Raw genomic sequence first — 23842 nt, 5'->3', positions numbered from 1 at the left:
GCACCGCGCGGGAAGCGCCGCCGGGCACACGGAGGGCGGGGGGCTAGGTGGCGGGGCGGTCGACGGCGGTCCAGGGGTCCTTCGGGGCGGCGTCGAGGCCGGCGGGGCAGGAGCGGCGGAAGTCGCACCAGGAGCACTGCGGGCCCGGGGCCACCGGGAACGCCTCGTCGGCGGGGGTGCCGGCGGCCAGGGCGGCGTCGGCGGTGGTGATGTCGGCGGCGGTGGCTTCGGCTCGGCGGAGGTGGCGGGCGAGGGAGTCGTCGGTGTGGTCGTGGGCGGCGATGGTGCCGGTCGGGAGGTGGTGGAGCTCGACGCGGTGGCAGGGCTTGCGGAAGACGCGGGAGGCGGCGATCGCGTAGAGGGCGAGCGCGCGCGAGCCGCGGGCGTCGTCGGGCGTGACGCCGGAGCGGCCGGTCTTGTAGTCGACGATGACGAGGTGGCCGTCGCGCAGGTCGATGCGGTCGACGCGGCCGGAGAGCGCGAGGGTGTCGGTGCGCGCGGCGACGGTGCGCTCGACGCCGAGCGGCTCGTCGTGGGGGTCGAGGCCGTCCACATAGGACTCGAGCCAGCCCAGGGCGCGGCGGAAGACGTCGCGCTCCTGGGTCTCGTCGCGGTAGCCCTCGCTGACCCAGGTGGCCTTCAGCAGGGTGGGCAGGGCGGAGCGGTCGCGGCGGGCGGGGTCCAGCGCATACCAGCTGCGCAGTGCCGTGTGGACGGACGCGCCGAGCGAGTTGTGCGCCCAGGGCGGTCCCTTGGGCGGGGTGGGGCGGTCGACATAGGTGAACCGGTAGCGGCGCGGGCAGTCCTCATAGCTGCCGAGCTTGCTGGGCGTGCAGGTGAACAGGCGCCGGGGTGGGGCGAAGAGGCCGAGCTGCTCGTTGTCCACTCCTCGATCCTGCCACCGGGGTACGACAAAACCTCAATGGGGCGAGTGCAGGTACTCGGTGACGAAGGCGCCGATGGCGTCGGCCAGCAGCTGGACGGCGATGGCGGCGACGAGCAGGCCGGCGATGCGGGTGACCACCTCGATGCCACTGGGCCGCAGGATGCGCACCAGGATGCCGGAGAAGCGCAGCACCAGGTAGACGATGGCCATGACGGCCACGATGCCCACAGCGATAGCGACATATCCCGAAACGTTGGATGCCTGCCGCACGAACAGCATCGTGGCCACGATCGCACCGGGGCCCGCCAGCAGCGGGGTACCGAGGGGGACGAGCGCGACGTTGGAGGTGGCCTCCTGACGGGGGTCGTCGGTCTTGCCGGTGAGCAGTTCGAGGGCGACGAGCAGCAGGAGCAGGCCGCCCGCGCCCTGCAGGGCGGGCAGGTCGATGTGCAGGTACGCGAGGATCTGCCGCCCCACGAGCGCGAACGCCACGATGACGCCGAGCGCGAGCAGCACAGCCTGCAGAGCGGCGCGGTTGCGGTGCTTGGCCGCCATCGACCCGGTGAGGGCGAGGAAGATCGGCACGGCGCCCGGCGGATCGAGGATGACCAGCAGGGTCACGAAGACTTCACCGAAGAGCTTGAGATCCACTCCCGGATTGTCGTGGTGTGCCTGCATAGACCGGAAACCAGGGTCTTGACGCCACCCGGCGGCACCCCTACGTTGCCCATCAACAGCAAAGTTTCCTTACAGTCATGGAGGGTTCATGGGCAGACGCTCCGTCCTGGCCGGATTGGCGGTGTCGCTCACGCTCGCGTCACTGGCGATCGTGCCCGGCACCGCGTCGGCGCACAGCGCGCCGCATCAGGACCAGTACAAGCGCGTCGGGTACTTCATCCAGTGGGGCATCTACGGCCGCCAGTACTACGTCAAGAACCTCGAGACGAGCGGGCAGGCCAAGAACCTGACCCACATCAACTACGCCTTCGGCAACGTCGACGCGACCGGCAAGTGCGTCTCCGCCGACCCGTGGGCCGACTACCAGCGGCCGGTCTCCGCCGAGGAGAGCGTCGACGGTGTCGCGGACGCGCCGGGCCAGGCGCTGAACGGCAACTTCAACCAGCTGCGCAAGCTGAAGCTCAAGCACCCCGGGCTGAAGGTACTGCTGTCGCTCGGCGGCTGGACGCTGTCGGCGAACTTCTCCGACGCCGTGCTGACCGACGCGTCGCGCAAGGCGCTCGTGAAGTCGTGCATCGACACGTTCTGGTCGACCGGGGTCTTCGACGGCTTCGACTTCGACTGGGAGTGGCCGGGCTCGGAGGGCAACCCGGGCAACGTGATCCGCCCCGAGGACAAGCAGAACTTCACGCTCATGGTCGCGGAGTTCCGCAAGCAGCTCGGCAAGAAGGCCACCCTGACCGCGTTCCTGCCGGCGAGCCCGGCGAAGATCGACGCCGGCTTCGAGGTCAACAAGATCTTCAAGTACCTCGACTTCGGCACCATCCAGGGCTACGACTTCCACGGCACGTGGGAGGCCACCACCAACCAGCAGTCCGCGCTGTTCGTCCCGCGCGGCGCGCCGACCACGCCGGACTTCAGCGGCTCCACCACGCTGAAGGCCTGGACCGACCGCGGCGCCCCGAAGAAGGCCCTCGTCCTGGGCATCCCGTACTACGGCCAGGGCTGGACCGGCATCACCAGCACCGCCAACCACGGCCTCTTCCAGCCCGCGACCGGCCCCGCGCCGGCCACCTGGGCTGCCGGTAACGAGGACTACAAGGTCCTCGCCACGCTGCCGCAGCAGGGGTACAAGGTGTACCGCGACCTCCGCTCGGGCCACGCGTGGCTGTTCAACGGCAGCACGTTCTGGACCTTCGACGACCAGCTCACGGTCGCCCAGAAGTCGCTGTACATCCGGGTCAACGGCTACGGCGGCGCCATGGTCTGGTCGCTCGACGGCGACGACACCAGCGGCACGCTGACCAAGACGATCGGCACCGTCCTCAAGTAGCACCACGAAAAGCAGCGCCACGAAAGCAGCGCCACGAAACGCAGCACCACGAACAACCTGGGCCGCCTTCAAGGACGAAGGCGGCCCAGGTGCGTCTCGATCCCGTCCAGCACCCGTTCCAGCCCGAAGGAGTACGCGCGCACCGGGTCTCCCGCGCCGTACTCCTCGCCCGCCGCCTGCCCCACCCGTGCCGCCGTCGGGAAGCGCGCCGGGTCGAGCACCTCGCCGAGCAGCGGCGCGTAGGCCTCCCACCACTGCTCCTCGCTCATCCCGGTGCCCTGTTCGGCCTGGTCCGCCTGTACCGCCGCGCGCACGGCACCCGCGACGTAGTTGAGCACCAGACCGAGGAGCAGGTCCGCGTCGACGTCCGGCACGGTGCAGGACTCGAAGGCCCGCAGCTCGAAGTCGTACTTCGCGATGACGTTCGGGCCGAGGACGGGCCGGCTCGTGGCCACCTGCAGCAGCCACGGGTGCCGCCGGTACAGCAGCCAATTCGACGACGCGATCTCGACGAGCCGCTCGCGCCACCCGGCGGCCGTGAACGCCGGACGGACGGCCTCGGCGCTGACCGTGTCGACCATGACGTCGAGCAGCTCCGCCTTGCTGGGGACATAGGTGTACAGCGACATCGCCGTCACCCCGAGCTGCTCCGCGACGCGGCGCATCGACACGGCGGTCAGCCCTTCGGCGTCGGCGAGGCCGATCGCGGCCGCGGTGACGTCCGCGACGGTGAACTTCGCCTTCGGTCCCCGCCGCGAAGGCGTCGCGGTGCCCCACAGCAGCTCGATGCTGCGTCTGGGGTCGCCGGCGCCGCTGTACTCCGTGGTCACGCCGCCACCTCCGCTGCGCTCCGGCGTCGGCCTGACCCGAACCTGCCACATGATGACCGGGCCGAGCCGCTTCGCTGCCCGGTCATGCGATCACACCGGACCCGGTCGCGGCCGCCACGATCCGCTCGAACACCTCGGGCGCCGTGGTGCGGGCGCCGAGGCGGACGGTCTTGTTGGTGCCGTGGTAGTCGCTGGAGCCGGTGACGACCAGCCCGAGTCGGTCGGCGATCGCCCGCATGTGCGCGCGCTCGGCCGGGCTGTGGTCGGTGTGGTCGGCCTCCAGGCCGAAGAGCCCCGCGTCGGCCATCTCCTCGATCGCCACGTCGGGGACGACCGGGCCGCGGATGCTGGCCCGCGGGTGGGCGAAGACCGGCACGCCGCCGGCCCCGATCACCAGCCGGATGGCGTCGAAGACGTCGAGGTCCTCCTTGCCCACCCGGTACCGGTGACCGAGCCACTCCGGAAGGAACGCCTCCGACACCGTGTCGACGAGGCCGCGGCGCATCAGCGCCTGCGCGAGGTGCGGACGGCCGACCGTGCCACCGCCGGCGTGCTCGAGGACCTCGGCCCACGTGACGTCGATGCCGTCGGCGCGCATCAGGTGCACCATGCGCTCCGCGCGGGTCTCGCGGGAGGCACGGATGCGGGCCATCTCCCCCGCCAGGGCCGGGTCGGCCGGGTCGAACAGGTACGCCAGCAGGTGCAGCGAGATCGGCCACGGCCCGCCGTGCCACCGGCACGACAGCTCGGCGCCCGGCACGAGCGTGAGCCCGGACGGGCGGGCGGCGATCGCGGCGGCCCACCCGGAGGTCGTGTCGTGGTCGGTCAGCGCGACGACGTCGAGCCCGGCGGCGACCGCCTCGGCGACCAGCTCGGCCGGGCTCGACGTGCCGTCACTGGCGGTCGAGTGACAGTGAAGATCGATCCGCACCCAACAAGGTTAGAGCAGTTCGATCAGGACGACGCCTTCGCTTTCGACGTTGAGCGGCTCGGGGGTGGCCGCCGTCGGGGTGATCGCGCGGAACTTGCCCCCGCTGTCGACCACGAACGTCGTGGCGTTCATCCACACCGTCTTCGTGGTGACGGTCAGGTTCCAGGTCTTCACCGCTGCCGCCGCCACCGCCGTGGCCGTGTCGAAGACCTTCGTCAGGTCCAGCATCGCGACCTGCTTGAGGCCATCGACCGGGTACGCGAGCCAGTGCCCGTCCGGGGAGACCCGGCCGCCGGCCTTCGCCGCCACCGGCAGCCCGCACCGCCGCTGCGCGACCTTGAACGGCTGGTCCAGGGTCAGCATCGCCAGGCACATGGGCTCGTCCTTGTCGGCGGGCTTCACCTCGGCGTAGACGCTCTTCGTCCCGGGGTCGACGCCGAAGATCCGCACGACGTTGTCGTCCCACGACTGGATGTAGTCGCGGCCCGTGTACCAGACGTCGTAGCCGGCGCCCTCCTCGCGGCCGAGGAGCAGATCGGAGCCGACGAACCCGACCGCGACCGCGGTCTCCGGCACCTCCGCGGTCACCTGGTCGGTGAGCTGCTGCTTCTTGGTCTTGTCGTCGGTGGTGGTGCGCGTGGCGACGGTGACCTTGCCCTCCTGCGCCCACGCGACCTTGTCGCCGCCCTTCGCGACGGCGATGTTCGACGCCTTCTTCACCAGGACCTGCGGCTGCTTGTCGTGGTCGTCCTGGAGCACCAGCTGCTTGTCACCGTCGGCCTCGGTGTTGACGACCAGGTAGCCGTCCTTCGCCTTGTACGCGGCGTCGACCTTGCCGTTGTCGGGCAGCTTGAGCCGGACCGTGGTGGACGGCTGCGCATCCCCGTCCATCGCGGCGACCTCCTTGCCCACGGCCGGCGGATCGGACTGCGTGGCGAGGGTGGCCTGCGGCTGCGAGCTCTGCGGACCGTGGTCGCCCTGCGCGACCGGTGCCGAGGGCGTGCCCTGGCCGACGACGTGGAACGTGGCGATGGCGGCGACCGCCATGACGACGAACGCGGCGAACCCGCTCGCGGCGGCGCGGCGGCGCCGGCGGATCCGCCCGGCGTTGCGGATGGCGACGTCGGCGATACCGTTCAGCGGCGCCGGCGGCGCGGTGCCCGCCTTCGCCTTGAACGCCTCGCGGAGCGCATCTTCGATCATGGTCACGTCACCAGTCCCACTTCCACCGGCCCGGAGGTCTCCACCAGGACGGCCTCGCGTCCGGGCGTTTCGCACTCGTCTTCGGGTGCGGGCTGCTCCTTCGGCACGACTTGCTCTGCCTGTGCGGTTCTCGCCACGTTCGTCGTCAGCGCGGACATCGCGGTGTTCGCCGCGGTGTTCGCCGCGGGTTTCGTGACCGGTGCCGCCGGCCTCAGCCGCACCGTCGGCGGTCTCGCCGGCCTGGCGGCGGGCTCGATGCCCTCCGCGCTGAGCCGCTGCCGCAGCGTGGCGAGCGCCCTGGACGCCTGGCTCTTCACCGTGCCGACCGACACGCCGAGCAGGCGCGCCGTCTCGGCCTCCGACTGGTCTTCGTAGAAGCGCAGGACCAGCACGGCGCGCTGCCGGTTGGGCAGCTCCCGGACGTGCCGCCACAGGGCGTCACGCTCCAGGCTCTCCTCGACCCGGTCAGCGGCGGCGGACTCCGGCAGGATCTCGGTGGGGCGTTCGCCGTGCCACCGGCGCCGCCACCAGCTCGTGGAGGTGTTGACCAGGACCCGGCGGGCGTAGGGCTCGACGGCCTCGATGTGGCCGAGCCGCTTCCATGCGAGGTAGGTCTTGGTCAGCGCGATCTGCAGCAGGTCCTCGGCGGTCGCCCAGTCCCCGGCGAGCAGGTACGCGGTGCGCAGGAGCGCACTGGACCTGGTCTCGACGAAATCACGGAAGTCTTCCTCACGGAACCCCGCCTCGTCCGGCACCGCCGCTCCCTCCCCCGCTCCGCCCACCAGGCAAGACGCGATGGAGGTGCGGCACGGTTGCACCTCGGGGGAAAAGTTTTCCTAGGTTCCGTCGTCCTCGACGCCGGCGGCACGGCCCAGGCGGGCCTCGACGGCCTCCGGCTCGTACATCTCCTCGACGATGCGCAGGTAGAGCTCATTCGGGTTGGGCAGGTTGCGGATGTTGCGCAGCGCCTGGTCCTGGCCGGCGGACTCCAGCTCGAAGTGCCCGTAGCCGAACATGCGTCCGGTCAGCGACTGCACGTACTTCATGTCGGTGACCCGCAGCAGCGGCATCATGGCCACGTTGCGGGTGAAGATCCCGGAGACCACCATCACCCGCTTGTTGGTGAGGATGAAGCGGTCGTACCACCAGTCGGCGACCCGCCACGCGCAGTAGAGGATCACGACGGCCCAGATGACCAGGACGACGGTGCGCAGCTGCGTCTGGTTGTGCTTGGTCAGCCAGCCCGCGATGTAGCCCATCGCGATCGTGGCGGCCACGGCGATCCCGCCCTCTTTCGCGAGCTGGATCCAGTGCCGCTTCCACTCGCCGCGGAACTTCTCGGTCGGGAAGAGATAGCGGGCCGCGTGCCGGCTGGCCTCCTCGTCGAGGGGCGCCATGCGGCTGCCGGGCGGCATGGACGGGCCGGTGTCGGCGCCGGCGCGCAGGCCGGAGAACTCGTCCTCGGTGAAGGTCGGCGGGCCTTCCTCGACGTAATAGTCGCCGCGGTCATAACCGCCGAGGCCGGCCGACTGTGCACCGCCGTTGTACGGGTCGGGGTCGGCATAGCCGGCGGGGTCGGGATTGGCCGGACGGGCCCGCGGGATCGGCTCGGTGTCACGATCTTCCCAGCGGCGTGCACCCGGTTCTTCAGCGGAAGGCTCAGGCCCGGTGGACATCGCAGTCAGGCGACCAGACTGGAGAAGAAGTCCCCGAAACCGGTGGCGATGTCCATGATTCCGCCGCCGATGGACTTGAAGACCTCAGCCGCGGACTGCGGCCGATATGCCACAAAGAAGATGAGGAAGGCAATGCTTCCCCAGGTGAGGACCTTTTTGACCATTGCCGTCAATCCCCTCCCCACGGCGTCGTGCACCTGCACCGCGGCGAACTCAGCGTATCAGTTGCGCGGCACACGGTGAATGTATGGCGCGCCGACATCGACCCCATCGACTGAGGGTCGATCCTAGTCGTGAACTTCTACGCCTTGCCGTGAAGATAGGGCGACGGCGCGCCGTAGACGAGATGGGTTGGCACATCGTCGGCGAGGTCGTGCAGGTCGAGCTCCTCCTCCAGAAGGTAGCCCGCGGCGGCCGGCCAGGTGACGACATACAGCCACACGCCCATCGCCTCACCGACGTAGGCGCAGCGGTCCTCGGGTGACTTCGCCATCCACAACGGCGTCGGCCAGCCGGCGGCGCGGACCTTGGCGTGCGCGGTGGTGGTGGCGATGTCGGCGTCGAAGAACGGGCCGGGGTCGGTCCCGGGAATGCCGGCGAAGCGGGTGCCCAGGCCGATGCCGGGCTCCTCCGCGACGATCACGCAGTCGGCGGGGCCGTGCTCGACCGGGCCGGGGCCGCTGCACGCGACGGCGGTGGCGCGCACGCCGGAGCGCTCGTCGCCGACCCAGCCGACGCCGGTCACGGTCCAGCCGGTCGGCAGCGGCCACGGGCACCACATCGGCGTGGGCCGCCGCTCGCCGGCGCGCTGGGCCGCGGCGATCAGCCTGGCCTTCGCCGCCTCGACGATCTCCGGTCCGATGTGCTGTGCGACGTGCAGCGGCAGCACTTCGCCGTCCTCATCGCACCTCCACTCGGAGTGCATGAGGTCCGGTGACCGCACCGGGCCGCCACAACGGGGACAGCTGACTGCGACGCCCATGTACCCACGGTAATGGGTCTTATGGGCTGTTGTCGCCGTACGCCCGGATCCAGGTGTGCATCGCGATCCCGCTGGCGACGCCGGCATTGATCGACCGGGTGGAGCCGTACTGCGCGATGGAGTACACGGCGGCACATGCCTTCCGGGCAGGTTCCGAGAGGCCAGGGCCCTCTTGGCCGAACAACAGCACGCACCGGTGGGGCAGCTCGGCCCGCTCGATCGGCAGCGCGCCCGGCAGGTTGTCGATCCCGATCACCGGCAGGTCCTGCGCGCCCGCCCAGTCGAGGAACTCCTCGACCGTCGGATGATGCCGGACGTGTTGATAGCGGTCAGTGACCATTGCACCGCGTTTGTTCCACCGGCGGCGGCCGACGATGTGCACCTCGGCGGCGAGGAACGCGTTGGCGTTGCGCACGACCGTGCCGATGTTGAGGTCGTGCTGCCAGTTCTCGATGGCGACGTGAAACGCGTGCCGGCGGTGGTCGAGGTCGGCCACGATCGCGTCGAGCCGCCAGTACCGGTAGCGGTCCACGACATTGCGCCGGTCACCGGCCGCGAGCAGCTCAGGGTCGTAGTGGGCCCCGGCCGGCCACTCGCCGTCCCAAGGCCCTACGCCGATGTCGTCGTCGTTGTGCATCTACCGTGAATCCCCGGGCCGACACTCATTCACCCTGTGGCGCTCACCCGATACGCTACGTTCCTTGCAATCGCAGACCCGGAGGGGATTGCCGAAAATGGTCAAGAAGGTCCTCACCTGGGGAGGCATTGCCTTCCTCATCTTCTTCGTCGCGTATCGGCCGCAGTCAGCGGCCGAGGTGGTCAAGTCCATCGGCGGCGCCCTGATGGACATCGCCGGCGGCTTCGGTGACTTCTTCGCGAGCCTGTTCGGCTGAGCCGGCCGGCTCCGCCCGCCGCAGCAGACGGCGGGTCCAGACCACCGGGGTGACCTTCTCCAGGGGCAGGAAGCACGCCATCGCCACCTGGTGCGGGACGAACGAGATCGTGATCAGGCAGAAGGTCATGAGGTGGAAGGCGTAGAAGCCGGCGACGACCGCGGCGCGCACCTTCGGCTTCACCACGAACACCAGTGGGCTGAGCAGCTCGAAGCTCACGATGCCGATCTGGCTGGCCGTGGTGAAGCCGGGGATGCCGAGCAGCCAGTGCGCGAGCGCGGTGCCACGGCGGATGAACGCCCGGGTCAGCGTCGCCCCGGTCAGCCAGGCGAACCCACCGAAGCGCAGTTTGGCGATCGAGGACAGGAAGTACGTGCAGACGACGCCGACCTGGGTGAGCCGCAGCGCCCAGCCGCCGGCCTCGGTGACCTCCTTGTCGCCGTGCCTGGCGCGGCCCGCGGTCGGCAGCACGGCGAGCGCGACCAGCAGGCCGAACCGGTCGTGATCGATCTTGCCGTAGCTCATCGCGATGATCATGTACTCGAGGTACAGGACGAACACGCTCCAGCCGAGGAGCCGGTGCGCGCGGCCGGTCGCGGCGGCGAGGCTCAGCGGGATCAGCGCCCAGTAGATCGCGCCGACCACCAGCGGGGTGGGCGTGGGCAGCGGCAGCAGCCGGCCGACGACGAGCGGCTGGTACAGGTTGCCGGGCAGGTCGCCGTGGCTCTTGATCCAGGCGCTGAAGAAGACCACGTCGAGCGCGACGAAGACGTAGATCAGGGTGCGGAAGGCGGCGATGCGCCCCTTCGGCACCGGCTCGAAGAGCCAGTCGCGCAGCTTGGTCATGATTTCCACCTGGCGAGCACGACCTCGGTGATCACGCCGGTCGGCTGCGCGTTGCGCAGATGGTGCTGCACCTCGACGATGTCGACCTCCACCAGCGGCGGCCGGCCCGGATTCCGGGCGGCATAGGCCTCCTGGACCGAGCGCAGCAGGCTGGGGTCCGCCTTGAACCGCTCGATCTGCGCCTCGATCTCGGCCCGGCGCACCCCCGCGTTGCGCTCGTCGAGCACGATCCGCTTGCCCGTGGTGTCGATCCCGTCGGTGCGCAGCACCAGGACCGGCTCGTTGGGCTTGTCGGCGATCGCGAACATCTGGAACGGCGCGAACGGGAACCAGAAGTCGTTGCCGACGAGCGTGCCGGCGAAGGTCAGCACGACGACCACCAGCGTGACCGCCACCCGCGCCACGCGCCCCCGCGTGCTCAACCGTTCCATCGGCGCCAGACTTTACCGTCCGCCGTCTCGTACACCCGACGCCCACTACGCTCTGTAGTGAGAGTATCGACACACTCCGTAGTCCTTGCGCTCAATTTTCGTCTCATTTCCATAACTGTGATCTGCGTCTCTATACGGAGCGTGGTATTCGCGACCAAGATACTGGTCACACAGCGTGGGCGGCGGGCGCCAGGGAGGGCCCCGCCGCTCACTGCGTCTTTGTCACACTCGGCTGAATTTCCCGTCCGTACCCGGCATGCTTGCAGACCCCACAACGACGAGGGAGTCGCTGATGCAGTTCGGCCGGTATTTCGAGGAGTTCGAGGTCGGCGCCGTCTACCGGCACTGGCCCGGCAAAACGGTCACCGAGTCCGACGACCACCTGTTCTGCCTGCTGACGATGAACCATCATCCGCTGCATCTCGACGTCCACTACGCCGAGACGTCGACGCATTTCCAGCGCAACGTGGTCGTCGGCAACTACGTCTATTCGATCCTGCTCGGCATGTCGGTGCCCGACGTGTCCGGCAAGGCGATCGCCAACCTCGAGGTCGAGTCCCTGCGGCACACCGCGCCGACCTTCCACGGGGACACCATCTACGGCGAGACCACGGTGCTCGACAAGCGCGAGTCGGAGTCCAAGGACGACCGCGGCGTGGTCACCGTGCAGACCAAGGGCTACAAGCAGGACGGCACGCTGATCTGCGTCTTCCGGCGCAAGGTCATGGTGCCGAAGAAGTCCCACGCGGGGCCGGAGATGCCGAGCTTCCCGGAGCCGCGCGAATGACGCTCGTTTAGGAGGACGGCAGTGGGGTTGCTGCGCAGGCTGCTGGGGCGCGAGCCGGCATGGGTCGAGCGCTGGGCCGTGTATCCCGGCGAGATCGGGGCCGGGCTGGCGATGTACAACATCGACCTCGGCGCCGTCGAGGCGGCTCCGGTGGCCCGGCTGCCGCAGCGCTTCGACGTCGAGTTCACCTATGCCGGTGACGGCGCCAGCGGCATGCCCGCCGAGTCCGAGCTGGGCGCCATCCACGCGCTCGACGAGGCCGTGCGGCAGGCGCTGCGCGGCGCCCGCGGGGCGATGGTCGGCCGGGTGGTGACCGCCAACACCGGGCGCATCACCGGCTACCTGCCCGAAGGCGCGGCCGCGCCCGCACTGCCGGACATCCCCGCGCTGTCCCCCACCGGCACGCTCGAACCGGACCCCGGCTGGAGCAGGGTCCGCGAGGAGCTCACCCCCAACGGCTGGCAGCGCAACATCATGGAGGACAACCAGGTCGTCCAGGAGCTGGAGGGCCACGGCGACCGGCTCAGCCAGCCGCGACCGGTCGAGTTCCTCGCGTACTTCCCCGACACCGACCGCGCCGAGGCGGCCGCACAGGAGCTGCGCGACCTCGGGTTCGCGGTGACCGTCGAGCGCGGCGACGAGGCCGATTTCGTGCTGCAGGCGATCCGGCGGGACGCGGTCGAGCCGCCGGCGCTGCACGAGGTCACCTGGGCGGTGCGCGGCGTGGTCGAGCGCCAGGACGGTGTCTATGACGGGTGGGGCTGCATGGTGCAGGCCTGATCCTGCCGGCGTTCGCGATCCTGTCGGCGTTCGCGGCATCCGTACGACTGCCGCTCATCCGGCGGTTGTGTTTGGAGGCCAGCCGGATGAGAAGGTTTGCCCAGCCCACCCGACCGGCGTCCGCCGGCGCTCGCGCTACTGGCGGTGTAGAGCCAGCGCCAATTCCCTGCCGATCTCGTTGACGAACTCCCGCTCGGCGAGCAGGATCTCCACCCCGCCGAGCTTGATCACGCCGGGCCGCCACGCGGTGCGCCCGACGCTGGCCGCGACGTCCATCAGCCACTCGCCGTAGGCGAGCGCGACGTCCGCGCCCAGCCGACCGGCCAGCATCCGCACCGCCGCGCCACACTCCGCGAGGACACCCTCGCGGTCCAGCGGCTCGGTGCCGGTGACCTGCTCGTGCTCGGCGAAGATCGCCGCGACGACGCCCCGGACGAGCAGCGCCCGGGAGCGCTGGCCGGCCGCGATGGCCTCGACCCCGGCGACGGCGTCGACGTTGTCGTCCCCGGCGCTGGCGACGACGAGGACGTGTCGGGGCAGCCGGACGAGCCGGTCCCACTCGTGCCTGTGCAGCGGCAGATCGACCCCGGCGCTGGGTTGGCTCGGTGTGGGCTGGCTCGACATGGCGTACCTCCCACTCGCGAGCGTATGCCGAAAAGCCCGGCTCAGCCGCAAATCTCCGGGTTTGCCCCTTACCGCTTTGCTTTCGCCGTCCAGGTTCGTCTGGCCGACCCGTCGTAGCGGGTCGGCGCCGCGGCCTGTTGTTCGCGGCAGCCTGTTGTGGTGTTTGCGGCAGCCCGTTGTTCTGCGGGCAGCCTGTTGCTCGTGCGGGCAGCCTGTCGCTGTTGCGCAGCGGCCGGCGGGGCGGAGTGGCGCCGCGGGCTGCTGCTCCGGGTCAGTGGCCGGCGCGGGCGGGGTGGTTCGGCGGCAGCGCGCAGGCGGCGGTCCCGCCGGGCATGCGGTGCCGGTTGCGGGCGACCCACCGGTACACCGGCCAGGCGAGCGCGGAGACGGGCCGCAGCCCCAGAACGGCACCCAGCGGGCGCCACAGGAACCGCCCGGCCGGTCCGGGCACCGAGCGCAGCATGTCGGCGATCGCGACCGGGCCCGCGGTTGGCGCACGGCCGGCGGTCACCCACTGCACGGCGGCGCCCGCCTCGTCCTCGGTGACGCCGAGCGCGTCGAGGTCGGCGAACTGCCACGCCACGACATGCGCCGCCGGCTTGATGCGCCGCTCGATGAACCGGGCGCATGATGAGCAGAAGGCGCAGTCACCGTCGAACACGAACGTCGGCCGATCCATGCCCTCCATGATGGATCACGTGCCGGGCCCCGCCACCGTGAGCCCTGACACCGGTTGGGAATGCGAGTAAGGGGTACGTGGTTATGACGGTGCGTACCCGACCGCCCGAAAGGATCGGAACAGACATGGCAACCGTAGAACTGACCGCCGAGAACTTCGCTGAGAAGGTCGGTGGCGAGGGCATCACCCTCGTCGACTTCTGGGCCGAGTGGTGCGGGCCGTGTCGTGCCTTCGCCCCCACCTTCGAGAAGGTCTCCGAGAACAACCCGGACCTGACCTTCGGCAAGGTGGACACGGAGGCGCAGCAGGAGCTCGCGATGGAGTTCCAGATCCGCTCCATCCCCACGCTGATGATCGTGCGTGACGGCGTCGCGGTGTTCTCCCAGCCGGGCATGATGCGGGAGCAGCAGCTCGAGTCGCTCATCCAGCAGGTCCGCGACCTGGACATGGACGAGGTGCGGGCGCAGATCGCCGAGCACGCCGCCAAGCACGACTCGCCCTCCAAGTCCGCGCCCGCCAAGGCCGAGCCCGAGGCCGGCAAGGCCGAGGCCAGCAAGACCGAGGCGGCGAAGGCCGACACGAGCAAGACCGAGGCCGCCGAGGCGGAGACCGCGAAGGAGCCCGAGGCGAAGCCGGCGGGCGTCACGGAGCGCGAGAACGCTGTGGGCGAAACCGTCGAGGCGTAGCTTGCGATTCGTTCGTACACGTGTTCGAATTGGCGTGTGCGATGGGACAACCTGAAGGCGACTGGCGGTCCCGGCACCGGTGACGCCGGGCCAGTGCGAGCGCTTCCGCTCGCACTGCCCGGGGCCGTCGCCCGCACCTTCGACACCCCGGAGTTCCGCGGTGTCACGTTCTACGAGGTGCAGGCAAAGTCCCTGATCAACCGGGTGCCGGGCCAGTCACGCGTGCCGTTCGAGTGGACGATCAACCCGTACCGTGGCTGCTCGCACGCGTGTGTCTACTGCCTCGCCGGCGACACCGCGATCCTCATGGCCGACGGCACCACCCGGCCCCTCGCCGATCTGCGCCCCGGCGACGACATCATCGGCACCGTCCGTGACGGCCGGCTGCGACGCTATGTGACGACGAAGGTTCTCGCGCACTGGTCGACCGTCAAGCCCGCGCACCGCGTCACCCTCCACGACGGCACCACCCTCGTCGCGTCCGGCGACCACCGGTTCCTGTCCGACCGCGGCTGGAAGCACGTCACCGGCGCCCGGCACGGCCGCGCCCGCCGGCCGCACCTGACCACCGCCAACCGGCTCACCGGCTTCGGCGCCCTCCCCGAGCGTCCCCGGGTGACGCCGGGCTATCGGCGGGGCTATCTGTGCGGGTTCGTCCACGGCGACGGGCACGCCGGCCCGGTCGCGCCCGCCGCGCTGCGCCGGGCCAGGGCCTATGCCACCGCCTGCGGCGGGCTGCACGCGATGGCCGCCGACGACCGGGAGTATGCCGGCGCCAGCGTCCGCGACGCGAGCGCCGTCATCGACTGGCCCGAGGTCCCCACCCGTGCGTGGCGGCAGGGGTTCGTCGCCGGGCTGTTCGACGCCGCCGGCGACATGTCCGGCGAGCTGCCCGCCTTCGACCTGGTCGACAAGGTGGTCGTCGACTGGCTCGTCGAGTGCCTGACGGTCCTCGGCTTCGCCACCGTCACCGACGGCACGCTGACCAGGGTCCTCGGCGGGGTGCGGGAGCGGCTGCGCTTCGGGCTGACGTTCGCCCCGGCCACCCCGACCGGCACCGTCGCCGGCGAGCTCGTCCGCGGCGACGAGGGCCTGCGGGTGACCGCGATCGAGCCGCTCGGCGTCGACGTGCCCATGTTCGACATCACGACCGGGACGGGCGACTTCATCGCGGGCGGCGTGGTCAGCCACAACTGCTTCGCCCGCAACACCCACACCTATCTCGACCTCGACGCCGGCCATGACTTCGACTCGCAGATCGTGGTCAAGGTCAATGCCGGCGAGGTGCTGCGCCGCGAGCTCTCCGCCCCCTCCTGGTCCCCCAGGCACCTGGCGATGGGCACCAACGTCGACTGCTACCAGCGCGCCGAGGGGCGTTACAAGCTGATGCGCGACATCCTCGCCGCGCTCCGCGACCACGCCAACCCGTTCTCCATCCTCACCAAGGGCACGCTCATCGCCCGCGACCTCGACCTGCTGACCCAGGCCGCACAGGTGACGACCGTCAGCGTCTCGATGTCGATCGGCTTCGTCGACGAGCCGCTGTGGCGCTCCGTCGAGCCCGGCACCCCCAGCCCCCGCCGCCGCCTCGACGTGGTGCGCCGCCTCGCCGACGCGGGCTTCGCCGTCGGCGTCCTCATGGCCCCGATCCTGCCCGGCCTCACCGACACCCCCGAGTCGATCGACACCACCGTCGCCGCCCTCGCGGCCGCGGGTGCCGCCAGCGTCGTCCCGCTGGCCCTGCACCTGCGCCCGGGCGCCCGCGAGTGGTACCAGGCCTGGCTCACCCGCGAGCACCCCCACCTCGCCCCTCGCTACCGCCAGCTCTACGGCGACGGCGCCTACGCCGGCCAGGCCTACCAGCGCGAGATCGCCGCCCGCGTCCGCCTCGCCTGCCGCCGCCACGGCCTGCCCACCGGCGGCACCGGCACGACCCGCCAACCTTCCGTCGCCCCGCCCCCACCGCCCGCCGACACCCTGCCGCTGCCCTTCCCCCCAGCCACCACCGAAACCCCCGTGGCCAGGCGCACCGGCCGGCCGGCGGCCACCAACGGCACCTCGACGCCTCCCACCACCGAAGCCGCAACGAACAGATCCACCGGCGACCCGGCGACAACCACCGAGCCCCTACCGCTGCCCGTCACCCAAGCCACCGAGGCGTCGGCGGGCAGGCGCAACGGTGGCACGGCGAACAGGCCCACCGGCGGGCCGGCGGCCGGCACCGAGCCCCTACCGCTGCCCACCGGTCCAAGCGCCACCGGAACGCCGGGGACGAGCGCCGTGGCACAGTCCACGAGCAGCGGCGGCCCGGGCCCGTCGTCATCGTCCACTCCCAGCTCCACCCGTACTTCCACCCACGCCTCCGCGGGGACGGCCGCGATCAGGGGCGCAGGCCGGCTGGGAGCGGAGGGTGAGCCAGGGCTGCCGGTCACCCCCGCTGTCCTTCCCGCGCCGGGTGCGCAGGAGCGGCGGGTGGAGGTGGGCGAGCAGTTGTCGCTGCTGTGATCGGCGGTCAGGAAACGGTCAGCTTGCGTGCATAAGCTCGGTTGTATGCGTGCTCGTGCCGGTGACTTCCTGGTGCTCCTCGCGCCGACCCTGGTGGTCGGCGTGCTGGTGCCGGTGGTGACCAGAGACGACCCGGCCGCGTACGTGCCGGTGCTCCTGGCGTTGCTGATCATCGCGACGATCGGGATCGCGTTCGGGCTGATTCTCCTGGCGCACACGACGCGGGGGCCGTCGACGCTCGCGATCGTGGTGTGGCGGGAGCAGGCGGCGTTCGGGGTGCAGCCGAACTTCCGGCGGCAGTGCGTGTTCTACGGGGTGCTGGGCGCCGCGCTGGTGCTCATGGCGTTCAACGGGTTCCGGGTCGGGCACCTGTCGGTGCTGCGCGCCATGTCCTACGGGATCATCGTCCTGACCACGCTGTTCCTGCTGGTGTTGTCGGTCAGGATGCTGCGCAGCGGCCCGCTCGTGCTGACCCCGGAGGGGCTGGCGATCGACGGCGGGCGCTCGTTCGTGCCGTGGGACGCCCTGGGCGCCAGGTCGGAGTCCGGCGCGTGGGCGATCGACAGCCCCGAGCTGGTGCGGGGGCGGCGGGTGCGGGAGTTCCGCCCCGGCGAGGACGTGCCGCTCGAGGTGTCGCTGTACTTCCTGACCAGGGTCATCGACCTCTACGCCCGGCAGCCCGAGCTTCGCGCGGCGATCGGCACGCCCGAGGAGCTGGAGCGGCTCCGGGGCGCGCTCACCCGGCAGGTCACCTGACCGCACCGCCGCCGTGGGGCACGGTGGAGCTGTGCGGAGACCGGTCCGGCGCGGCGTGTGCACTCTCGCGGCCGCCGGGTTCCTGTACTACCTGGTCCCGCTGCGCCTGATGCGCACCGCGGGCGAGTGGGCGCAGGCCGGCGGGGCCGTGCTGCTGCTCGCGGTGCTGGCCGCGATGTTCCGGCGGCAGTTGCTCCGGCAGGTTCGCGCCGCCGAGCGAGGCTCCGCGCACCTGGAGACGCTGATCAATCTGCTGGTCGTCACCGTGTTGGCGTTCTCGCTCGTGTACGTGCTGCTCGCCAACCACCAGGGGCAGTTCACCGGGCTGGCCACGAGGACCGACGCGCTGTACTTCACGCTGTCGACGCTCGCGACGGTCGGCTACGGCGACGTGCACCCGGTGGGTCAGGCGGCCCGGATCGCGGTCATCGTGCAGATCGTGTTCAACCTCGTCTACGTCGGCGCCGCCGTCACCGTCCTCGGCGGCGCGGTCCGCCGCAGGGTCGGCAGCACCGGCGCGGGGCCCGGCGGCGAGGCCGATCGGGGGACGCAGCGCGGGGATGGGAGTGGATAGCGTATGGCCATGAGCGCGCCACGTCGCAATCCGTCGAACTGGCTGTGGGTCGCGGTCCCGCCCGGCGTGACGCTGCTCGCGGGTGCGCTGCTGCTGGCGCTCGGAGGACCGGCGGGCAGCCCGGTGCTGGTGCCGTTCGTGCTGGCCAACGTGGTCGTGCACGGCACCAACTTCGCCGTCAACGAGCTGCGCCGGCGGGACGAGGCGCCGGCGCGGCCGGGGTGGGAGCTCCACCGGCCGTTCCGCGAGGCGTGCGCGCGGGTCGGACGGATGTTCGCGGTCGGGTCGGTGGGGCTCGTCTGGGCGCTGCTGGCGGGCGCCGCACCGGTCGTCGTCGTGGTCTCGATCGGCTGCGCCGCGGCGATGTACGCGTCCGGTGCACGGGGGCTCCTGCGGCTGGTGCGCGGCACGCCCGCGGTGCGGCTCACGGGAGACGGCGTGCGGGTGGGCGGCCGCTCGTACACCTGGAGCAGCATCGAACGGGTCGAGCTCAACGGCGACCGGTCGCATCCCAGGGTCGACCTGCTCGTCGCGGGGCGGTCGCGGCCCGTGACGGTGCGGCCGGAGGACGTGGACGGCAGTCTGCTGTTCCTGATGGATCTGATCGGCTACTACGTGGCGCATCCGGAGCGCCGGGCGGTCGTCGGCGATCCGGGTGAGGCGGTGCGGGTGCACGCGCTGCTGCTCGGCGCGCGGCTGTCGGCGGGGCTGACCGGCGGGCCGACGCCCATCCGCGCGTTGTGAACCGCCGGCGGGTCCGGCCGGCGCGTCAACGCCCATCCCGGCGCTGTAAGCATCGGCGGGACGGCGGCGGACCGGTGCGGGACGGTGGCGGACCGGCGCTGTAAGCCGTTGGCGGGAGCGGCCAGCAGGCCGGCGCCCATCCCGGCGGGGTGAGGTGCCGCGCGCTACGGTCGGAGCATGCGCAGCGCTGAGCAGATCCTGCGGGAGTCGGCCACGATCGCCGTCGTCGGGGCGTCGCGGGACCCGCGGAAGACCGCCCACGCTGTGCCGCTGTCGATCCAGCGGCGCGGCTGGCGGATCATCCCCGTGAACCCCTTCGCCGACCAGATCTTCGGGGTGCGCGCGTACCGCAGCCTCGCCGACATCCCGGAGCCGGTCGACTTCGTGAACGTCTTCCGGCCGTCCGCCGACGCGACGCAGGTCGTGAAGGACGCGATCGCGCTCGGCGCGCCGGCGGTCTGGCTGCAGCAGGACATCGTCTCGCCCGAGGGGCGCGCCCTGGCCGAGGCCGCCGGCGTCGACTACGTCGAGGACACGTGCATCGCCGTGGTGCGGGCCGTGCACGCGATCAGCGGGCCCCGTACTCCTTGAGCAGCCCCCGGCTGATGATCGTCTTCTGGATCTCGCTGGTGCCCTCGCCGATGAGCAGGAACGGCGCCTCGCGCATGAGGCGCTCGATCTCGTACTCCTTGGAGTAGCCGTAGCCGCCGTGGATGCGGAAGGACTCCTGCACGACCTCGGCGCAGTACTCGCTGGCCAGGAGCTTCGCCATGCCGGCCTCGACGTCGTTGCGCTGGCCGGCGTCCTTGAGCCGGGCGGCGTTGACCATCAGCGCGTGCGCCGCCTCGATCTTCGTGGCCATCTCGGCGAGCTTGAACGCGATCGCCTGATGCTTGACCAGCTGCGCGCCGAACGTCTGGCGCTGCTGCGCGTACGCGATGGCCAGCTCGAACGCGCGGATCGAGAGACCGCACGCCCGGGCGGCGACGTTGACGCGGCCGACCTCGATGCCGTCCATCATCTGGTAGAAACCGCGGCCCGCCTGGGACGCTCCGCCGAGGACCGCGCTGCCGGGCACCCGGACGTTGTCGAGGACCATCTCCGTCGTCTCGACGCCCTTGTACCCCATCTTCTCGATCTTGCCGGGGATGGTGAGGCCGGGCAGCGCCTCGTTCTCGCCGAAGCCGGGCGCCTTCTCCAGCAGGAACGTGGTCATGTTCCCGTACACCGAGTCGACGCCCAGGTCCGTCTTGACCAGGGTGGCGACGACGGAGGAGTAGGCGCCGTTGGTCAGCCACATCTTCTGGCCGTTGATGACGTAGCCGTCGCCGTCCGGGACCGCCTTGGTGCGGATGGCGGCGACGTCGGACCCGCAGCCCGGCTCCGACATCGAGAACGCGCCGCGGACCTCGCCGGCGGCCATCCGCGGCAGGAGACTCGCCTTCTGCTCCGCCGAGCCGTGCTGCGCCACCAGGTAGGCGACGATGAAGTGCGTGTTGACGATGCCCGACACCGACATCCAGCCCCGCGACAGCTGCTCCACGACCAGGGCGTAGGTCAGCAGCGACTCGCCGAGACCGCCGTGCTCCTCGGGGATGGTGAGGCCGAACAGGCCCATCTCGCGCATGCCGTCGACGATGTCCGCCGGGTAGACGTCGCCGTGCTCCAGGTGCTGCGCGTGCGGGATGATCTCCTTGTCGACGAACTCCCGCACCGTCTCCAGAATCGACTGCTGCACATCGGTCAGACCGGGCGTCTGGGCGAGGCGGGCCATTGACGGACCTCCATTGGTCAGCGTCCTGCTTGTTACCGGCAGGTATGGAGGCAGTATTGCGGCTCGGCCTGGCCCAGGCCAACGTGAGCAGTCCACACACCGCTGTGAAATGGTTCTCAGGTGGGCTACAACAAGATGGCGATCGCTGCCCTGGTCTGCGCGGTCCTGGTGCCACCGTTCGGGATCCTGATGGGGCACATCGCGTGGGCGCAGACCGGCCGCACCGGCCAGCGCGGGCACGGGCTCGCGCTGGCGGCGCTGGTGATCGGCTACGTGGAGCTGCTCGTGCTCTGCGGCATCCCGATCGTGGCGCTCGGCTTCTGACGCCGTCCGACGCTTACCGGTACTGGGCCTCGCGGACGCTGTTACCGCCGTCGATCACGAGCATCTGCCCGGTGATGTACGAGGCGCCGGGTGAGCACAGGAAGGCGATCGTGGCGGCCACCTCCTCGGGGGTGCCGGGGCGGCCCATCGGCGTGCCGAAGCCCTGCTTGAGCTCGACCAGCGTCGACGCGCCGGTGTGGATGATGCCGGGGGCGACCGCGTTGACGGTGATGCCGTCGGCGACGAGCTCCATGGCGAGGGCGCGGGTGAGCCCGACGACGCCGGCCTTCGCGGCCGCGTAGCCCGCCTCGGCGGGCAGGGCGTTGACCGGGCCGGCGGTGGCGGCGAGGTTCACGATGCGGCCCCAGCCGTGCTCGGCCATGCCGCCGACGAACGCGCGGCTGACCAGGAACGCGGTGGTGAGGTTGCGGTCGATCTCGGCGCGCCACTCCTCGTAGGTGAGCTGCGCGACGGGGCGCAGCACCTCGGGGCTGGCCTTGCTGGCCAGGCCGGCGTTGTTGACGAGGATGTCGACGGTGCCGACCTGGTCGACGATCGCGTCGGCCAGCGCGCCGACCTCGGCCTCGACGGTGAGGTCGGCGACGAAGCCGGTGACGCCGAGCTCGGTGGCCCGGTCGTGGATGCGCCGGGTGGTGGAGACGATGGCGACCGCCGCGCCCATCGCCTTCAGCCGGCGGGCGGTGGCGTAGCCGATGCCGTCCGGGCTGCCGGCGCCGGTGACCAGCGCGACGCGGCCGTCGAGACGGTCGATCGCCGCGCCCTCGTCCTCCGCCACCGGCTCCTCGGCGAGCTCAGGTCCGGTGGACGGGACGGCCCGCAGGGTGCGGCGGGCCGAGGAAGGGCGGCTCGCGTCGCGCCGGTTGCCTTTGCCCGCGGGGCCGGTCGATCGTAGGTCGGGTGCCATAGGGCAAATCCTGCCTGCCCGAGCCGCTTCCGGGCAATGCGACACGGATTTCTCAGGCCCGCGGGTTGCACTCGGTCCGGCGAACGCTCAGGACGGCGGCGTGAACGAGGTCGTGCGGGACATGCCGGCGGCACGCCCCTTCGCGGAGATGACCAGGGCCATCTTGCGGGACGCCTCATCGATCATCTCGTCGCCGAGCATGACGGCGCCGAGCTTGCCGCCGGCCTCCGACGTGTAGTGCTCGTACGCGTCGAGGATGAGCTCGGCGTGGTCGTAGTCGTCCTGGGCGGGCGAGTAGACCTCGTTGGCCGCGTCGATCTGGCCGGGGTGCAGCACCCACTTGCCGTCGAAGCCGAGCGCCGCGCTGCGGGTCGCCACCTCACGGAACGCGTCGACGTCCATGATCTGCAGGAACGGGCCGTCGATCGCCTGCAGGTCGTGCATCCGCGCGGCCATCAGGATGCGCATGAGGATGTAGTGGTACGGGTCGCCCGGGTACCCGGGGATGAGCCCGCCGACCACGAGCGACCTCATGTTGATCGACGCCATGAAGTCGGCGGGGCCGAAGATGATCGTCTCGATCCGCGGGGAGGCGGCCGCGATGGCGTCGACGTTGACGAGGCCGGCCGCGTTCTCGATCTGCGCCTCGATGCCGATCCTGCCGGGCTCGAGCCCGATCGTCTTCTCGATCTGGGTGAGGGTCAGGTCCAGCCACTCGACCTGCCCCGCCGACTGGACCTTCGGCAGCATGATGCAGTCCAGGTTGGCACCGGCGCCCTCGACGACCTCGATCACGTCGCGGTACGTCCACGGCGTGGTCAGGTCGTTGACCCGCACGACCCTGGTCTTGCCGCCCCAGTCGCCGTCGTTGAGCGCGGCCACGATGTTCTTGCGCGCGTCGGGCTTCGCCAGCGGCGCGACGGCGTCCTCGAGGTCGAGAAACACCTGGTCGGCGGGGAGCCCCTGAGCCTTGTCGAGCATCTTGACGCTGGAGCCGGGGACGGCGAGGCAGGACCGGCGTGGGCGCATGGCGGTGCTCCTTAGGCTTCATTAAGGGGACCTTCGCCACGGTAGCCTCGTCGCGTGATGGCGCAGAATGCCCCTGTGGGAGATCTCACCGGCCGCACGGTGGTGGTCACCGGTGCCAGCTCCGGGATCGGCCTGGCGGCCTCGGTCGACATGGCCCGGCGCGGCGCGCACGTCGTCCTCGTGGGCCGCGACCCCGACCGGCTGAACGCCGCGGTCGCCCAGGTGGCCGCCGCCGGTGGGCGCACTCCCCCGGCGTACCGGGCCGACTTCAGCCGCCTCGACGACGTGCACGTGCTGGTGGATCAGCTGCGCCAGCGGTACCAGCGGATCGACGCCCTCGCGAACAACGCCGGCGGTGTGGTGGCCGGGCACGCCCGCACCGTCGACGGCTTCGAGCCGACCATCCAGACCAACCATCTGGCCGGGTTCCTGCTGAGCCACCTCCTGCGTGAGCAGCTGCGCAGCGGCCGGATCGTCAACACCGCCTCCGCCGCCCACTCGATGGGCACGATCGACCCGTCCGACCTGCGAGGGGACCGCAAGGCGGGGATGTGGAAGCGGTACGGCGCGGCGAAGCAGGCCAACATCCTCTTCGCCGCGGAGGCGGCCCGGCGGTGGCCCGACATCATGTCGGCGAGCTACCACCCCGGCTTCGTGCGCAGCCGCTTCGGCGCCGGCATCGGGGTGAACCTGATGTCGAAGGTGACACCGTTCGCGAAGACGCCCGAGCAGGGCGCGGACACGCTCGTCTGGCTGGTGGCGACGCCCCGGCCGCAGCTCGTGTCGGGTGGCTACTACGAGAAGCGCAAGCTGATCCGCCCCAACGCGGCCGCCGAGGACCCCCGGCTGGCCGCGCAGCTGTGGGACGCGAGCCTGGCGGCGGTCGGCTTCTGACCCGCCGCCCGCGGCCGCCGCGGCACCTGCGGGTCGGCGCGGTGCCGGCGCGGGGTGGGTGGACCGCTTCGT

26 protein-coding genes and 2 pseudogenes are annotated in these 23842 nt (G+C 71.1%); 11 read left to right on the top strand and 17 right to left on the bottom strand.

The annotated features are described in order from the left end of the window. Positions 1-43: 43 nt before the first annotated feature. Both ACFY3L_RS50590 and ACFY3L_RS50585 read right to left on the bottom strand, forming a co-directional pair. On the bottom strand, positions 44-886 hold the full coding sequence (locus tag ACFY3L_RS50590) for a RecB family exonuclease (protein WP_389341757.1): 843 nt from the start codon (positions 884-886) through the stop codon (positions 44-46). 33 nt (positions 887-919) lie between these two features. After that, positions 920-1537, bottom strand: a complete 618-nt coding sequence (locus ACFY3L_RS50585) for a MarC family protein (protein ID WP_389341754.1) — start codon at positions 1535-1537, stop codon at positions 920-922. A 115-nt stretch (positions 1538-1652) separates the two neighbouring features. On the opposite strand from ACFY3L_RS50585, the gene ACFY3L_RS50580 reads away from it, so the two are divergent. Continuing rightward, positions 1653-2897: a glycoside hydrolase family 18 protein gene (locus ACFY3L_RS50580; protein WP_389341751.1), complete on the top strand. Its 1245-nt coding sequence runs from the start codon at positions 1653-1655 to the stop codon at positions 2895-2897. A 68-nt stretch (positions 2898-2965) separates the two neighbouring features. Here the strand turns inward: ACFY3L_RS50580 and ACFY3L_RS50575 are convergent, their stop codons facing one another. The 10 genes from ACFY3L_RS50575 to ACFY3L_RS50530 form a co-directional block, all read right to left on the bottom strand. Further along, positions 2966-3727: a TetR/AcrR family transcriptional regulator gene (locus tag ACFY3L_RS50575; protein ID WP_389341748.1), complete on the bottom strand. Its 762-nt coding sequence runs from the start codon at positions 3725-3727 to the stop codon at positions 2966-2968. An 82-nt stretch (positions 3728-3809) separates the two neighbouring features. Then, a complete protein-coding gene (locus ACFY3L_RS50570) occupies positions 3810-4658 on the bottom strand; it encodes a PHP domain-containing protein (RefSeq protein ID WP_389341745.1) in 849 nt (282 codons plus the stop codon). A 9-nt stretch (positions 4659-4667) separates the two neighbouring features. Beyond that, positions 4668-5861: a hypothetical protein gene (locus ACFY3L_RS50565; protein WP_389341742.1), complete on the bottom strand. Its 1194-nt coding sequence runs from the start codon at positions 5859-5861 to the stop codon at positions 4668-4670. Positions 5862-5863: 2 nt separating this feature from the next. Continuing rightward, entirely contained in the window at positions 5864-6616 is a 753-nt protein-coding gene (locus tag ACFY3L_RS50560; protein ID WP_389341739.1) for a SigE family RNA polymerase sigma factor, read from the bottom strand. Positions 6617-6697: 81 nt separating this feature from the next. Continuing rightward, the gene (locus ACFY3L_RS50555) at positions 6698-7537 is read right to left on the bottom strand and encodes a PH domain-containing protein (RefSeq protein WP_389341736.1); all 840 of its coding nucleotides are present in this window, start codon (positions 7535-7537) and stop codon (positions 6698-6700) included. A 5-nt stretch (positions 7538-7542) separates the two neighbouring features. Next, on the bottom strand, positions 7543-7740 hold the full coding sequence (locus ACFY3L_RS50550; RefSeq protein ID WP_363409904.1) for a hypothetical protein: 198 nt from the start codon (positions 7738-7740) through the stop codon (positions 7543-7545). A 98-nt stretch (positions 7741-7838) separates the two neighbouring features. Then, complete coding sequence (locus ACFY3L_RS50545; protein ID WP_389341733.1) at positions 7839-8519, bottom strand: DUF6758 family protein; 681 nt, start codon at positions 8517-8519, stop codon at positions 7839-7841. Between the two features lie 19 nt (positions 8520-8538). Next, positions 8539-9156, bottom strand: coding sequence for a TrmH family RNA methyltransferase (locus tag ACFY3L_RS50540; protein WP_389341730.1), 618 nt, complete (start codon positions 9154-9156; stop codon positions 8539-8541). Between the two features lie 166 nt (positions 9157-9322). Beyond that, the gene (locus ACFY3L_RS50535; RefSeq protein WP_389341727.1) at positions 9323-10258 is read right to left on the bottom strand and encodes an MFS transporter permease; all 936 of its coding nucleotides are present in this window, start codon (positions 10256-10258) and stop codon (positions 9323-9325) included. Next, the gene (locus ACFY3L_RS50530; RefSeq protein ID WP_389341725.1) at positions 10255-10689 is read right to left on the bottom strand and encodes a hypothetical protein; all 435 of its coding nucleotides are present in this window, start codon (positions 10687-10689) and stop codon (positions 10255-10257) included. The genes ACFY3L_RS50535 and ACFY3L_RS50530 overlap by 4 nt, the downstream gene beginning before the upstream one ends. A gap of 292 nt (positions 10690-10981) precedes the next feature. On the opposite strand from ACFY3L_RS50530, the gene ACFY3L_RS50525 reads away from it, so the two are divergent. Together ACFY3L_RS50525 and ACFY3L_RS50520 are read left to right on the top strand one after the other, a co-directional pair. Continuing rightward, positions 10982-11476, top strand: coding sequence for a MaoC family dehydratase (locus tag ACFY3L_RS50525; protein ID WP_344512166.1), 495 nt, complete (start codon positions 10982-10984; stop codon positions 11474-11476). A gap of 21 nt (positions 11477-11497) precedes the next feature. Continuing rightward, complete coding sequence (locus tag ACFY3L_RS50520; RefSeq protein WP_389341723.1) at positions 11498-12256, top strand: DUF695 domain-containing protein; 759 nt, start codon at positions 11498-11500, stop codon at positions 12254-12256. 135 nt (positions 12257-12391) lie between these two features. Here the strand turns inward: ACFY3L_RS50520 and ACFY3L_RS50515 are convergent, their stop codons facing one another. Both ACFY3L_RS50515 and ACFY3L_RS50510 read right to left on the bottom strand, forming a co-directional pair. Continuing rightward, positions 12392-12880, bottom strand: coding sequence for a hypothetical protein (locus ACFY3L_RS50515; protein WP_389341720.1), 489 nt, complete (start codon positions 12878-12880; stop codon positions 12392-12394). 271 nt (positions 12881-13151) lie between these two features. Further along, positions 13152-13559, bottom strand: a complete 408-nt coding sequence (locus ACFY3L_RS50510; protein ID WP_389341717.1) for a thiol-disulfide oxidoreductase DCC family protein — start codon at positions 13557-13559, stop codon at positions 13152-13154. Positions 13560-13684: 125 nt separating this feature from the next. Here ACFY3L_RS50510 and trxA point away from each other — a divergent pair. The 6 genes and pseudogenes from trxA to ACFY3L_RS50480 all read left to right on the top strand — a co-directional run. Beyond that, positions 13685-14038: pseudogene (gene trxA / locus ACFY3L_RS50505) on the top strand (thioredoxin); the annotation flags it as partial. A 243-nt stretch (positions 14039-14281) separates the two neighbouring features. After that, positions 14282-16210 (top strand): annotated as a pseudogene (locus ACFY3L_RS50500) (intein-containing Rv2578c family radical SAM protein); the annotation flags it as partial. A 585-nt stretch (positions 16211-16795) separates the two neighbouring features. Further along, a complete protein-coding gene (locus tag ACFY3L_RS50495; protein WP_389341714.1) occupies positions 16796-17506 on the top strand; it encodes a hypothetical protein in 711 nt (236 codons plus the stop codon). 31 nt (positions 17507-17537) lie between these two features. Further along, positions 17538-18080 (top strand): potassium channel family protein, encoded by a 543-nt coding sequence (locus ACFY3L_RS50490; RefSeq protein WP_389341711.1) that lies wholly within the window; start codon positions 17538-17540, stop codon positions 18078-18080. A gap of 9 nt (positions 18081-18089) precedes the next feature. Beyond that, positions 18090-18824 carry a hypothetical protein gene (locus ACFY3L_RS50485; RefSeq protein ID WP_389341708.1) on the top strand — a complete coding sequence of 245 codons (735 nt, stop codon included), beginning with the start codon at positions 18090-18092 and terminating at the stop codon, positions 18822-18824. Positions 18825-19001: 177 nt separating this feature from the next. Next, positions 19002-19415, top strand: a complete 414-nt coding sequence (locus ACFY3L_RS50480; RefSeq protein ID WP_389341705.1) for a CoA-binding protein — start codon at positions 19002-19004, stop codon at positions 19413-19415. Here ACFY3L_RS50480 and ACFY3L_RS50475 read toward each other — a convergent pair. Continuing rightward, entirely contained in the window at positions 19393-20598 is a 1206-nt protein-coding gene (locus ACFY3L_RS50475) for an acyl-CoA dehydrogenase family protein (RefSeq protein WP_389341702.1), read from the bottom strand. The two genes, ACFY3L_RS50480 and ACFY3L_RS50475, sit on opposite strands and share 23 nt — an antisense overlap. Positions 20599-20718: 120 nt before the next feature. Between ACFY3L_RS50475 and ACFY3L_RS50470 the strand changes: the two genes are divergently transcribed. Further along, the gene (locus ACFY3L_RS50470) at positions 20719-20922 is read left to right on the top strand and encodes a DUF4190 domain-containing protein (RefSeq protein WP_389341699.1); all 204 of its coding nucleotides are present in this window, start codon (positions 20719-20721) and stop codon (positions 20920-20922) included. A gap of 13 nt (positions 20923-20935) precedes the next feature. Here ACFY3L_RS50470 and ACFY3L_RS50465 read toward each other — a convergent pair whose 3' ends face one another. Beyond that, positions 20936-21847 (bottom strand): SDR family NAD(P)-dependent oxidoreductase, encoded by a 912-nt coding sequence (locus ACFY3L_RS50465; RefSeq protein ID WP_389341697.1) that lies wholly within the window; start codon positions 21845-21847, stop codon positions 20936-20938. A gap of 87 nt (positions 21848-21934) precedes the next feature. Then, positions 21935-22876, bottom strand: coding sequence for an HpcH/HpaI aldolase/citrate lyase family protein (locus tag ACFY3L_RS50460; protein ID WP_389341694.1), 942 nt, complete (start codon positions 22874-22876; stop codon positions 21935-21937). A 75-nt stretch (positions 22877-22951) separates the two neighbouring features. Here ACFY3L_RS50460 and ACFY3L_RS50455 point away from each other — a divergent pair, with 75 nt between their 5' ends. After that, positions 22952-23770, top strand: a complete 819-nt coding sequence (locus ACFY3L_RS50455; protein WP_389341691.1) for an SDR family NAD(P)-dependent oxidoreductase — start codon at positions 22952-22954, stop codon at positions 23768-23770. The last annotated feature ends 72 nt before the right edge of the window (positions 23771-23842 follow it).

The sequence above is a fragment of the Dactylosporangium sp. NPDC000521 genome (assembly GCF_042898305.1).
Classification (GTDB): domain Bacteria; phylum Actinomycetota; class Actinomycetes; order Mycobacteriales; family Micromonosporaceae; genus Dactylosporangium.
Note: the sequence above shows the minus strand (reverse complement) of the source record. Positions and strands in the feature narration are given on the sequence as shown.

What these genes read in the sequence shown, in the direction of transcription:
- ACFY3L_RS50580 (WP_389341751.1), top strand. Translation starts at nt 1,653, where the DNA reads ATGGGCAGACGCTCCGTCCTGGCCGGATTGGCGGTGTCGCTCACGCTC.
- ACFY3L_RS50565 (WP_389341742.1), bottom strand. Translation starts at nt 5,861, where the DNA reads ATGATCGAAGATGCGCTCCGCGAGGCGTTCAAGGCGAAGGCGGGCACC.
- ACFY3L_RS50555 (WP_389341736.1), bottom strand. Translation starts at nt 7,537, where the DNA reads ATGTCCACCGGGCCTGAGCCTTCCGCTGAAGAACCGGGTGCACGCCGC.
- ACFY3L_RS50545 (WP_389341733.1), bottom strand. Translation starts at nt 8,519, where the DNA reads ATGGGCGTCGCAGTCAGCTGTCCCCGTTGTGGCGGCCCGGTGCGGTCA.
- ACFY3L_RS50540 (WP_389341730.1), bottom strand. Translation starts at nt 9,156, where the DNA reads ATGCACAACGACGACGACATCGGCGTAGGGCCTTGGGACGGCGAGTGG.
- ACFY3L_RS50535 (WP_389341727.1), bottom strand. Translation starts at nt 10,258, where the DNA reads ATGACCAAGCTGCGCGACTGGCTCTTCGAGCCGGTGCCGAAGGGGCGC.
- ACFY3L_RS50530 (WP_389341725.1), bottom strand. Translation starts at nt 10,689, where the DNA reads ATGGAACGGTTGAGCACGCGGGGGCGCGTGGCGCGGGTGGCGGTCACG.
- ACFY3L_RS50525 (WP_344512166.1), top strand. Translation starts at nt 10,982, where the DNA reads ATGCAGTTCGGCCGGTATTTCGAGGAGTTCGAGGTCGGCGCCGTCTAC.
- ACFY3L_RS50515 (WP_389341720.1), bottom strand. Translation starts at nt 12,880, where the DNA reads ATGTCGAGCCAGCCCACACCGAGCCAACCCAGCGCCGGGGTCGATCTG.
- ACFY3L_RS50510 (WP_389341717.1), bottom strand. Translation starts at nt 13,559, where the DNA reads ATGGATCGGCCGACGTTCGTGTTCGACGGTGACTGCGCCTTCTGCTCA.
- ACFY3L_RS50495 (WP_389341714.1), top strand. Translation starts at nt 16,796, where the DNA reads ATGCGTGCTCGTGCCGGTGACTTCCTGGTGCTCCTCGCGCCGACCCTG.
- ACFY3L_RS50485 (WP_389341708.1), top strand. Translation starts at nt 18,090, where the DNA reads ATGAGCGCGCCACGTCGCAATCCGTCGAACTGGCTGTGGGTCGCGGTC.
- ACFY3L_RS50480 (WP_389341705.1), top strand. Translation starts at nt 19,002, where the DNA reads ATGCGCAGCGCTGAGCAGATCCTGCGGGAGTCGGCCACGATCGCCGTC.
- ACFY3L_RS50475 (WP_389341702.1), bottom strand. Translation starts at nt 20,598, where the DNA reads ATGGCCCGCCTCGCCCAGACGCCCGGTCTGACCGATGTGCAGCAGTCG.
- ACFY3L_RS50465 (WP_389341697.1), bottom strand. Translation starts at nt 21,847, where the DNA reads ATGGCACCCGACCTACGATCGACCGGCCCCGCGGGCAAAGGCAACCGG.
- ACFY3L_RS50460 (WP_389341694.1), bottom strand. Translation starts at nt 22,876, where the DNA reads ATGCGCCCACGCCGGTCCTGCCTCGCCGTCCCCGGCTCCAGCGTCAAG.